This window comes from Aquimarina sp. Aq107 (assembly GCF_943733665.1).
Taxonomy (GTDB): domain Bacteria; phylum Bacteroidota; class Bacteroidia; order Flavobacteriales; family Flavobacteriaceae; genus Aquimarina.
The window spans coordinates 350,667-364,743 of the sequence record NZ_OX030782.1; the positions used below are offsets into that span (position 1 = coordinate 350,667).

The window sequence follows — 14,077 nt, forward strand, 5'->3', positions numbered from 1 at the left end:
TGTATACTGATATCCGAAATTTAACTTCAGATATATATCAGTATAATCTTAAAAAATATATCGTGATTGAAAATTTAATTCATACGCTGGAATCATTAAGTATTGGTGTTAAAGTACAAGATGGAGATATAAAAATTAATGCTCCAAAAGGTGTTTTAACCAATGAAATTGTGAACGATATCAAAACTCATAAAGAGCAGTTGATTAGTTTACTTTCTTCATATGAGCCTATACCGAGGTCAACTGAAAAGGAGTATTATGATCTCACCTCTTCTCAAAGACGTTTATGGACATTAAGTCAGTTCGATGAAGGTAGTATGGCTTATAATATATTTGGAGCATTCGAACTTCATGGAATATTAGATCTTGATAAACTATCATTGGCATTCAACCACCTAATTAGTAGACATGAAAGTTTACGCACAGTTTTTGAAGAAAATAAAAGTGGAGAGTTAGGCCAATATATAATTCCGATAAAAGAGCACTCTTCAGTATTAAAATTTATTGATCTCAGGGAAAATATTACAGAAGAAATTATAGCAAATCGTGTTACATCTTTTCAGAGACATATTTTCGATTTAGAAAACGGACCGCTATTTATTGGAGAGATTATGAAAGTTTCTCCTGATCGATATGTATTGGTATTTAATATGCATCATATTATTGGAGATGGATGGTCTATGGCTGTGTTAAAGAAGGAGTTTATGCTTATTTATAACACACTAGTATCAGGAAGTAGTCTAGAATTACCAGAATTGAATATTCAATATAAAGACTATTCTGAATGGCAAAATAGTAAAGTTCAACAGGAGAATTTGAAAAAATCAGAGTCATTTTGGCTGGATATGTTGAAGGGGGATTTACCAATATTAGAATTACCTTTTCAGAAAGTTAGACCAAAACTAAAAACATATAATGGTTCTAATAGCAAACATATATTTTCTAAAGCATTTACTTCACAACTTAATGCATATAGACAACAAAATGAGGTAACCACATTTATGGTTTTAATGGCAGCTGTAAATGGTTTGTTTTCAAGATATACAAATACTGAAGATTTTGTACTAGGAACTCCTGTGGCAGGGAGAGAACATCCGGATTTAGAAGAGCAAGTTGGTTTGTACTTGAATACTTTGGCTATTCGAACTCAATTCGAAAAATCAACAAGTTTTAAAGAATTACTGGCAATTCAAAAATCCACTTTATTAGATGCTTATTCACATCAAAACTACCCTTTTGATGAGTTGATTGATGAATTGCATTTAAAGAGAGATATGAGTCGATCAGCTTTGTTTGATATTATGGTTGTCTTTCAAAATCAACAAGAGGTAGTCGATCCGGAAGGATCGCTTTTTAATGAAGTTGAATTAGTACCATATCAAAATACAGACAAGTCATTTAGCAAATTTGATATTACACTCGTTTTTTCCGAACAAGACTCACAATTGAACTTAGACTTAGAATTCAATACAGATATTTATGAAGCTGTTTTTATAGAAAAAATAGCGCTGCATTTAGAAAATTTCTTACAAGAATGTATCGCCAATTCTGATCAAAGTGTTACTAAGATTAATTATTTAAGCGAATTAGAGGAGAAACAAATAATATATGATTTTAATGACACTCTAACTCCATACCCAAGTAGTAAAACAATTGTAGATCTGTTTGTTGAACAAGCTATAAATACTCCTGATGCAATTGCAATAACATTTGAAGAAAAAGAGCTAACCTATAAAGAATTGGATGAGCTATCCAACCAATTGGCAAATTACTTAATAAGTAATTATGATATTGAAATTGAAGATTTAGTTGGTGTTAAATTAGATCGCAGCGAATGGTTAATAATTACTTTGTTAGCTGTTTTAAAAACTGGTGGCGCATATGTTCCTATTGATCCAAATTATCCGGAACAACGTATCGCATATATTGAAAAGGATAGCAAATGTAAGTTTACCATTGATGAAGATTTACTAGAGTCATTTAGGAATTCTGAAACTTCATTGAAATCGCTACCAAAAGTTAAGACCAAAGCGAATCATCTCGCGTATGTGATGTATACTTCGGGATCGACAGGAACCCCTAAAGGCGTATTAATTGAGCAACAAAGTATTATTCGCTTGGTAAAATCATCCAACTATTATCAATTTGCACCATCAGATGTATTGTTAACAACAGGGGCATTTTCATTTGATGCTACTACATTCGAGTATTGGGGAACTTTATTAAATGGATCGAAGTTAGTCATCTGTACTAAAGATGTGTTGCTAAATAGTACATTATTGAATAAACAAATTAAAGATACTGCAGTTAACGTAATGTGGTTTACTTCTGGATGGTTCAATCAACTGGTTGATAATGATATAGGGATATTTGAATCGTTAGAAACAGTTTTGGTAGGAGGAGATAAATTATCAGCTGGACATATTAGTACTATTAAGGAGGTTTTTCCAAATCTGAAATTAATTAATGGTTATGGTCCAACGGAAAATACTACATTTTCTTTGACTCACAACATAACTGAAGTAGAAAATGAAATACCTATTGGATCTCCAATAAGTAATAGCACAGTATATATCTTGAATGATGATCTACAAGTACAACCAATTGGTATAGTAGGGGAAATCTGTTTAGGAGGAGATGGTTTAGCAAGAGGATATCTGAATGATCCTGATCTTACTTCTGCGAGGTTTATAACACATCCTTTTTTGGATAATAGTCGATTATATAGAACAGGTGATTTAGGTCGTTGGTTAGCTGATGGTACCGTAGAGTTTATGGGGCGAAAAGATGATCAAGTAAAGATTAGAGGGTATCGTATCGAACTTGGGGAAATAGAAAATGTGATTCTAAGAAAAAAATCGATAGATCAATGTGTAGTTACAGTTGATAAAGTTCAAGAAGAAAATGCAATTATATCTTATCTGGTTAGTGCAGAAACTATAGATAAAAAAGAATTGAGATCTGAACTAAGCAAAGAACTACCGGATTACATGTTACCTAGCTACTATGTTTCCTTAGATAAAATACCACTAACTCCCAACGGTAAGGTAGATAAGAAAGCATTATCAAAGATTGGAAAGGAAGACTTGATTCAAAAAGAATATGTAGCACCTAAGAATGAGTTAGAAGAACAGTTAGTGTCGATCTGGGAAGATGTATTAGGAGTAGAAGATATAGGAGTCACAGACAACTTTTTTGAATTAGGAGGGCATAGTCTAAAAGTAACTTTGGTATGTAATAAAATAAAGCAAATATTGGGTCTCGAGTTAGGAATAAAGGATATGTTTCTCGATCCTACTATTACTGGGATAGCTTTGAGATTGCAAAAGAATACACAATCGGATATTCCTAAAGCAGAAGAAAAAGAAAATTATCCGTTGACGTTTTCTCAAAAAAGACTTTGGATTTTAAGTCAGTTTGAAGAAGGTAGTATCGCATATAATATTCCAGGAGCTTATGAATTGAAAGGTGTAGTAGCTATTGATAAACTAAAAAAAGCACTTAGAGCTATTATAGAAAGACATGAAAGCCTACGAACAGTTTTTTTAACCGATGATCATGGAGATGTACGTCAATATATAAAGAGTATCGATGAGGTTGAAGTGATAATTGATCAAAAAGATTTAAGTAATGTAATCGATCAATCTTCTGCAGTTTCATCAATTATCGAAAATAGTAACAAACATCGTTTTGATCTCGGTGACGCACCGCTTTTAAAATTACAGTTAGTTACATTATCTCAAGAAAAGCATTTATTACTATTTAATATGCATCATATCATCAGTGATGGATGGTCAATGGAGGTACTTAGTAAAGAATTTGCAGTAATATATGGTAGTTTGTTAAATAATAAGAATATTATTTTACCTACACTATCACTTCAATATAAGGACTATGCAGAGTGGTTAACAGGAGAATTACAACAGTCTAAATTACAAGAATCCAAAGATTTTTGGCTAGATAAATTTAAAGGTGATTTACCAGTTTTAGAACTTCCAACGTATCAATCTAGACCTAAAATCAAGACATACAAAGGTGACGCATCAACATATACTTTTTCAAAAGATTTTAGTCATCGTTTGCAACTGTTTTCAGAAAAAAGAGGAGCAAGTTTATTTATGACTGTAATGGCAGGTATAAATGGTTTGTTTTCGAGATATACAGGATTGAGTGATATAGTATTGGGAACTCCAATAGCAGGAAGAGATCATCCAGATCTAGAAGGACAGATAGGTTTATTTCTAAATACATTGGCCATCCGTACTCAGTTTCAGAAATCATATACTTTTGATGATCTTTTAGAGATACAAAAAAGCACATTATTAGATGCATATTCACATCAAGATTATCCTTTTGATGATTTAGTAAATACTTTAGATCTACATCGTGATATGAGTCGTTCTGCTCTATTTGATGTAATGGTAGTATTTCAAAACCAAAGAGGATTACTAGAATCTGATGATTCTTCTATAGAAGGACTAACATTTAATGAATACAAGAATAATCATAGAAAGGTAAGTCAATTTGATATTAGTTTTATCTTTTCTGTAAAGGAAGATTGTTTGCATTTATACTTAGAATATAATACCGATTTATATAAGTCATCATTTATAGAAAAACTATTCAAACATCTCGAAGGTTTTTTAAATGGATGTATTTCAAAACCTCTACAAAGTATACAAACTATTGATTATTTAACTCAATCAGAGCGAACCCAATTATTAGATGATTTTAATACAACAGAGGCTTCATTTCCAGAAAATGAGACAATTGTAGATTTATTTTTAGCACAAGTAAAAAAGATACCAAAAGCTACTGCAGTTATATATGAAGAAAAAGAATTTACCTATCAGGAATTAGATGAGCTTTCAAATGAATTATCTCATTTTTTGTCAAAAAATTACCCTCTTAATTTAGAAGACTTAATAGGCGTTAAACTAAATAGAGATGAATGGTTAGTAGTATCATTGTTAGCAATTTTAAAACTTGGTTGTGCTTATGTACCAATAGATCCGAAATATCCAAAACAGAGAATAGCATATATTGAAAAAGATAGTAGGTGTAAAGTTATTATAGATGATAACTTGCTATCAATTTTTAAAGAAGAAAAGAATACCTCAAAAGAGCCTGTTGATGTACAAATTAGCTCGTCTAATATTGCTTACATAATTTACACATCAGGTTCTACAGGAATACCAAAAGGAGTAATGATAAAGCATAGCAATGCAGTGTCAATGCTCAACTGGAGTAAACTTGAATTTTCATCTACTGATTTTGAAATGTTGTATGCGGTGACTTCTCATTGTTTTGATTTATCGGTTTTTGAAATTTTTTATCCTTTAACTATTGGTAAGAAAATTAGAGTAATAGATAATGGCTTATCAATTACTAAATACCTTTCAAAAGATAAGAAGATACTAATAAATACTGTTCCTTCTGTAGTAGATAGCTTATTAGAACATAATATACCTTTTGATAATATTGTGGGTATTAATATGGCGGGAGAACCGATTCCTATTTCTTTAAGTAACGCATTATTGAAATATGATGTAGAGTTAAGAAATTTATATGGCCCTTCTGAAGATACCACTTATAGTAGCTGTTATCATATAGATAAACTTCATGAACAATCATTACCGATAGGAAAACCTATATCAAACACTCAGTTTTATATCCTGTCAGATGAACTTTTATTACAACCTATTGGAGTAGTGGGAGAGATCTGTATATCGGGTGAAGGATTATCATCAGGATATTTAAACAAAGTTGAACTCACGAATGAGAAATTTGTGCCAAATCCATATCAACCTGGAGAATTAATGTATAGAACTGGTGATTTGGGAAAATGGTTAGCGGATGGTACAATAGGTTTTATAGGAAGACAAGATGATCAGGTTAAGATTCGTGGACATCGAATTGAACTGGGAGAAATTGAACATGCATTAACTCAAGAAGAATCAGTAATAAATTCTGTTGTATTAACAAAAGATTACAAAGGAGAAAAAACTATTGTGGCTTACTTAGTAGGAAACAATTTGGATCAACACAAATTACGAGAATCTCTTTTGGAACAGCTACCGATTTATATGCTTCCATCATATTATAAATTTTTGGAAGAGATCCCATTAACGCCCAATGGTAAAATTGATAAAAAAGCTTTATTAGAATTAGAAGATTTAGAATCTAGTAGTCAGGAATATGTGGCACCTAGAAATAAGTTGGAAAGAGAATTGGTAGAAGAATGGAAAGATCTATTAGAAATAGACCAAGTTGGAATAAGAGATAACTTTTTTGAGTTAGGAGGACATAGTTTAACCGTTAATGCGCTTCTAAATCGTATAAATGTCAACTACAAAACGGTAATCAAAATAGAACAATTCTTTAGTTCACCTACCATTGAGTTCTTGTCATTACATATTGAAAATGTACAATGGCAAAACGAAGAAGTAAAACAAATCGAGAAGAAAAAAATTATTATATAAAATGGAAGTAGCAGCTTTAATAAAGAAAATTCGAGATAACGGCTTAGGAATAAAATTATTAGAAGGGAATCTGGAACTTGTTTTTTATAAGGATGATGTAGATGATTCTCTTATAGAACTTGTTAAAGATAACAAGGAGAATATTATAGAATATTTGAATTCTATTTCTGTTGAAAAGAATCAAATGGAGATCCCTATGTCACTCGATATGGAAACATATTCCATAACTTCTTCTCAATTTAGGTTTTGGATCTTATGTCAGATGCAAGAGATTAATGCTGCATATAACATACCTTTTGTTTTGAAGATGGAAGGAGATCTGGACATCACTATCCTTAACACGACTTTCAAAAGGTTAATGGAACGCCATGAAATTTTGAGAAGCAAATTTGTGGAGTCCGAAAATGGTGATATAAGACAAAAAATAATTAATGTTGAGGAGGTTGGTTTTGAGGTAAATGAGCATGAAGTTTTAGATAGTCAGTCTATCGGGAAGGAGATAACTAAACTTGCAAGCAGTCCATTTGACTTGAAAAGTAACTCATTATTTAAAGTTGATCTTATTCATAGTGGAAGTAATATTTATTATTTATGTTTCAATATTCATCATATTATTAGTGATGCAAGATCAATTGAAATTATCATTAAAGAATTAGGAGAGATATACAATTCATTGATTTCAGGTAAAAAGATTGAATTACCAGTACTTAGCATACAATTTAAAGATTATAGTGAATGGAGTAATAACACAAACAATCTTGATAAGGAAGAAAAGTATTGGTTAGAAAAATTTAAAGGACAACTTCCAGTAATTAATTTACCTACCTATCAGTTACGACCAGCAACCAAAACATATGCAGGGTCAAGTTATGTAAACAATCTTGATCAAGAATTATTAAAAGAACTTAGATCGTTTTCTAGGAAAAACAAGGGAACTCTCTTTATGACGTTAATGGCAGCTCTCAATGGACTGCTATATAGATATTCTTCACAAACAGATATCATTTTAGGAACACCTGTTTCTGGAAGGAATAATTCTCAATTGCAAAATCAAATAGGTTTATACATCAATACATTACCTATTAGAACACAATTTGAAGCGACCACTTCTTTCTTTGAATTGTTCCAATTACTAAAAGAAAATCTGGAATCGGCATATGCTAATTCTAATTATTCATTTGGAGATTTAGTAGACAAACTAAATCTAAAAAGAGATGTAAGTCGTACACCTTTATTTGACATTCTGGTTACCCATCAACAAAAGAATGATAATTCTTTAAAGACGGAAGACAGTTTTACAAATTTAAAGTGTTCTTTCTATAATGATTTCGAAAACACAGTTAGTAAATATGATATTACTTTTAATTTCTTAGAAGATAATAACGATTTAAGTCTTTTTATAGAATACAATACCGATATTTTTGAAGAAGAGTTTATACAGAATTTAGCGTTCAATTTTGAAGAATTTTTAAAGACGTCTATTGATAAACCTAATGTAGAAGTTCAAAAAGTACCACTAGTAAATAGTGAAGAAGAAGACAGGCTGTTAAATTTATTCAATGACACCAAGGTTTCATATAACCCTAAAAAAACAGTAGTCGAAGACTTTTTAGATCAGGCCTCTAGCACTCCCGATAAAATAGCGCTTGCATACCAAAATGAAGAAATAACATATGCAGAGTTAAATGAGAGATCAAATCAATTAGCCCACTATTTATTCGCTTCAGGAATTCAGGAAAGTTCTGCTGTTGCATTGTGTATAGATCGTTCTATTGAATTGATGATTGGAATACTTGGAATCTTAAAAAGTGGTGCTACTTATTTACCATTAGATCCATCATATCCAATAGATCGTATTGATTATATGGTCGAAGATAGTAAGGCTCAGTTTTTAATTACAAAAGAAGAAATTGCAGGGCTCTTACCAAAAAATGCAAATATTATTTCTTTTGAAGAGGAGTCTATTTGGGAATGCTCAAAAGAAAACTTAGAATTCTTACCAACATTTTCAAATGCAGCATACGTCATTTATACTTCGGGTACTACTGGAAAACCAAAAGGAGTACTGGTAACACATAAAAACTTATCCAATTTCTTTGTGGGATTGAATGATAGATTTGGTCAGCTAGAAAAAGATGAGAATTGGCTTGCTGTTACAAGTATAAATTTTGACATCTCAATTTTAGAAACTATTTGGACGCTAACCAGAGGTAGTAAAATTGTGTTACAACCAGATAGGCCTGTTTTGCTAACAGACAATACATCAGCTATGGATTTTAGCTTATTGTATTTTGCAGCTCAAGAAGAAATTGCATTTGAAAATAAGTACAAATTATTATTAGAAGGTGCCAAATTCGCTGATGAAAATGGATTCGAAGCGATTTGGATTCCAGAGAGACATTTCCATAGTTTTGGAGATCAATTTCCGAACCCTTCTGTAGCAGCAGCAGCAGTATCCACCATTACAAATAATGTTACCATACGATCAGGAAGTGTTGTGTTGCCATTACACGATCCTGTAAGAGTGGCAGAAGAATGGTCTATGGTAGATAATTTATCAAATGGAAGAGTAGAAATGTCCATAGCATCTGGTTGGCATCCAAATGATTTTGTTTTGGCTCCAGATGACTACCATACACGTCATCAAAAGATGCAGGATAAATTAAATACGGTAGTTGAATTATGGGAAGGAGGAACACTAACACGAAAAAATGGAGTTGGTAAGGATACCACTTTCAGAATACATCCAAAGCCAATTCAGAGTAAATTACCTATTTGGATTACTTCTGGAGGAAATGTGAAAACATTTGAATATGCAGGATCTATTGGAGCTAATGTATTAACGCATTTACTTGGGCAAAGTATAGAAGATCTTGAATTTAAAATCGACAGCTATAGAAAAGCCCTGAAAGAAAATGGGTTTGATCCTGAAAAAGGGAAAGTTTCATTAATGTTACACACTTTTGTTAGTGATGATCTTTCTTTTGTAAAAGAAACTGTAGAAGAACCATTTAAAAATTATTTACGTCATTCGGCAAACCTGATGAAATCTATCGCTGATGATAAGGGGCTTGATTTAGAGAAAGACCTTGATGTGTTGATTGAAATGGGGTTCCAACGTTTTTATAAAACAAGTGGTTTATTTGGAACTCCAGAAACCTGTATGAAACGCATTCAGGAATTATATAAAGTTGGAGTAAATGAAATCGCGTGCTTAATAGACTATGGAATTGACACGAATATTGTTTTATCAAATTTAGAGCACTTGAAAGGATTACAGGATTTGATATCAAGATCAAAAACTCAAAATCAGTTCTTAAAAAAACGAATGGAGTTAGACTGGTCTACTTCTAGTTTGATAAAAGAAAATCAGATAACACACCTGCAATCAACTCCATCTTTTATTCAAGAGTTATTAATAGATAAAGAAGGTAGAGATGCTTTAGAACAGATTGAAACCTTATTAATCGGGGGTGAGGCGCTTCCATTGTCTTTGTCCAGACAATTAGAAGAGCTTAGAAAAAAACCACTTTTTAATATGTATGGCCCAACCGAAACTACTATTTGGTCTACTATTAAAGAAATATATGAAGATCGTAATATAAGTATTGGAAAACCAATAGCTAACACCCAGATATATATACTAAATAGTTCTAATCAACTATGTCCTACTGGAGTAATAGGTGAATTGTGTATAGGAGGAGACGGAGTTTCTAAAGGATATTTGGGTAGACAAGATTTGACTGATGAAAAATTTATAACTAACCATTTTTCTGGAAAAGGTAAAATCTATAAAACCGGTGATTTAGCACGTTGGTTGCCTAATGGAGAATTAGAATGTCTGGGAAGAATAGATAATCAGGTAAAAATTAATGGGCATAGGATTGAACTTGGTGAAATCGAAAATAGTATTGAAGAATTTCCTGGAATTATAAAAAGTGTAGTGAATTCTGTTGATAATAATGGAACTAAAAGCCTAGCAGCATATTTAACAATAAATGAAGCATACAATGCTAATGATTTGTTAGAATACCTAAATCTAAAATTACCTAAGTATATGGTTCCATCATTTTTGATGGTATTAGATGAGTTTCCAATGACCCTAAATGGTAAAATAGATAGAAAATCTCTTCCAGAACCAAATGTTTCCAATATAAGTAAAAACAAGTTTGTAGCTCCAAAAAATGATTCAGAAAGAATACTGGTTGAGATCTGGGAAAAAGTTCTAAAATCTGAAAATATCGGGACTGAAGATAACTTTTTTGAACTAGGTGGAAATTCACTTTTGGTGATGCGTATGCTAACACATATTCGAAATGAATTTAAAGTAGAAATATCAATTGTAGAATTTTTCACCACAAAAAACATTCAGGATCTTTCAGGTTTAATTGCGGAAAAAGAAAATACAGATAGTATTACCGAAATTAAATTTGTAGAAAACAAACCACAATATCCCCAATTATCTTTTTCACAAGAACGACTTTGGTTCCTTGATAAATTAAGTGGAAGTACTCATTACCATATGCCTCTAATTTTTGATTTAGATGGTCAGGTGAATTTTGAAATCTTAGAAAAAGCCTTTAAAACAATAATCGAAAGACATAAAGTTTTGCGAACCATATATCTCCAAAACAAAGGAGAAGCATATCAGAAAGTCATTCCATTTGATCAATGGAAAATGAATTTAGTTCGTGACTTTGAGAATATGGGTGATACAAGTATCGAACAATTAATAATTAGTGAAATTCATAAACCTTTTGATCTTGAAAAAGACTATATGCTAAAAGCAAGTGTTTTTTCTGAAAGTGATGAGACCTCAAAGTTATTGATTTTAATGCATCATATCGCTTCAGATGGGTGGTCAGTTTCATTATTGTTAAAAGAACTTGAACTTCTTTATAACGGATTAATAAATGACCCTACTTTTAAGCTAAAACCTTTAGATATACAATATGTTGACTACAGTATTTGGCAAAGGGAACAAATTAAAGGTGATTTTATCGACAAACAATTATCATATTGGAAAGCACATTTAAAAGATTTAGAGCCATTAAACCTTCCAATCGACTTTCCTAGAAAGGCCCAACAAAGTTTTCAAGGAGATCATTATCATTTTACTATAGATACAGATACTTCAAAAAGAGTATACGATTATTCAGAGAAAGAAGGCACTACGCTTTTTATGACATTATTAACTACGTTCAAAGTGCTATTGAGTAGGTATAGTAATCAAACTGATATTTGTATAGGAACACCTATTGCCAATAGAGAACAAGAAGAAGTGGATAAGTTAATTGGCTTTTTTATCAATACCTTGGCATTACGCAGTAACCTTGATGGAAATCCTAAATTTAATGATTTATTAAAAACGATAAAGGAAAATACATTAAATGCTTACGCTCATAAGCATGCACCATTTGAACAGGTAGTAAACCAGACAGTGAAAACAAGAGATTTGAGCAGAAGTCCTTTGTTTCAAGTAATGTTTGTTCTTCAAAATAAAGAAGAAAATCCAGAATATAAACTAGGAGATGTTACTCTTAAATCTGGTCCTTATACTTACGAAAAATCTCAGTTTGAATTAATTTTTAGTGTTACAGAAACACCAAAGGGACTAAGTGTGGGTGTTAAGTATTGTAGCGACTTATTTAAAGAAGAAACAATAGTACAATTGGCGCAACACTATAAAAATCTAATACATTCAGTACTTGATAATCCAAACCAGAATATTAATAACATAGAGTTCTTAGATGTAGATGAAAAACAAGAGCTGTTAGAAAGTTATAATGATACTTTGGTTACCTATCAAAAAGAGTTAGTGATTAATTCATTATTTAATCAAAAAGTAATTCAATCACCAGATAATGTAGCGATTAAATATGAGCAGAATTCATTAAGTTATTTGGAGTTAGATCAGATTTCCAATCAGTTAGCCAGATATCTACAAGCTACCTATTCTATTGATAGAGGAGATATCATAGGTGTAGAATTGGAAAGATCAGAATGGCTTATTGTAACAATGCTAGCAGTATTTAAATTAGGGTGTACTTATCTGCCAATAGATCCAAGTTTTCCTGAAGTTAGAAAAGAATATATCATTAATGATAGTAACTGTAAAAGGATAATTAAATCCACTTTGATAGATGAATTTGATAACTGTAAACAAGATTTTGACGAAAAAGGATTAGATGTAAAGGTTGAACCAGGTAATCTAGCTTATATCATATATACTTCTGGTACTACAGGTAAGCCTAAAGGAGTAATGATTACGCATCAAGCAATTTTGAACACCATTTTATCTCAAATAGATGCTTTTAAAATTAATTCCTTTGAGAATTGTTTACAATTTTCAAATCAATGTTTCGATTCCTCAATCTTTGAAATATTGATCAGTCTATTAGGAGGAGCTACATTGGTGATTTTGGAAGAATCAATGAAATTAGACATACCAGCTTTTATCAATTATATTGAAAAGCATCAAGTTACATTGGCAATATTGCCTCCGTCATTCGTAACGCTCTTAGACGTAGATAAACTATCAACGATAAAACGACTTGTTACAGCAGGAGAGGAAGCTCCAATACAAAAAGCCAAAGAGTTTTCTGAAATAGGGATCTATACGAATGGATATGGTCCAACAGAAAGCAGCGTATGTACACTGACGTATGAAGGAGAAATAGGTGACAAAATTCCGGTAGGAAAACCAATAGCAAATACCAAGGTTTATATTTTATCCGAAGATCTCGAATTACAACCAAAAGGAGTCATGGGTGAGTTATGTATAGCAGGTGCCGGATTATCCATAGGATATTTAAACCGCCCAGAATTGACTAAAGAAAAATTTGTAGATAATCCTTTTGTTGTTGGTGAAAAGTTATACCGTACCGGAGATTTGGCTAGATGGTTGCCTAATGGAAATATTGACTTTTTAGGTAGGAAGGATTCACAAGTGAAAATTAGAGGATATAGAATAGAGTTGGGAGAAGTCGAGTATGTTCTATTAGAACAAAAGAACTTGGTTAAGCAGGCAATTGCAGCGATAACAGAAAAAAACGGGATGCCTATACTAGTATCATATATTGTTCCTGGCGATGAGTATAATAAAGAAGAGTTAAAGACTATTCTTAGGAGAAACTTGCCGGACTATATGATCCCAAGCTTTTTCATCGAAATTGATGAAGTAGCAGTAACTTCTAATGGTAAAATAGATAAAGCAAAGTTACCTGATATAGATCAGCAGAGCCTTGTAAAACAGAAGTATGTTGCCGCAGAAAATGATATTGAAGATAAAATAGTACAAATAATATCAGATGAATTTGATATTCCAATAGGAAGAATCGGAGTAAATGATAACTTTTTCGATTTAGGAGGTAATTCTATCAATATGGTTAAAGTTTTATCAGTTTTGAATGCTGAGTTTATAGAGGAAATAAAGATTGTTCACCTTTTTCAATATCCTACAGTACGTAGCCTTACAAAGGCATTTTTTAATAAGAATGATAGTATCATTGAAGAAGAAACTAGTGAAGAGTTAGAGGAAGATTTTGATTTTGATGAGGAACTAAATGAGTTTACAAATTTAATAGATTAAAGAG

2 protein-coding genes are annotated in these 14,077 nt (G+C 31.7%); both read left to right on the forward strand.

Features of this window, described 5'->3' with window-relative positions; translation table 11 throughout:
* Positions 1 to 62 precede the first annotated feature (62 nt).
* A complete protein-coding gene (locus NMK29_RS01435) occupies positions 63 to 6,482 on the forward strand; it encodes a non-ribosomal peptide synthetase (protein ID WP_234424237.1) in 6,420 nt (2,139 codons plus the stop codon).
* Position 6,483: 1 nt separating this feature from the next.
* Positions 6,484 to 14,073 carry a non-ribosomal peptide synthetase gene (locus NMK29_RS01440; protein ID WP_108802861.1) on the forward strand — a complete coding sequence of 2,530 codons (7,590 nt, stop codon included), beginning with the start codon at positions 6,484 to 6,486 and terminating at the stop codon, positions 14,071 to 14,073.
* Positions 14,074 to 14,077 lie beyond the last annotated feature (4 nt).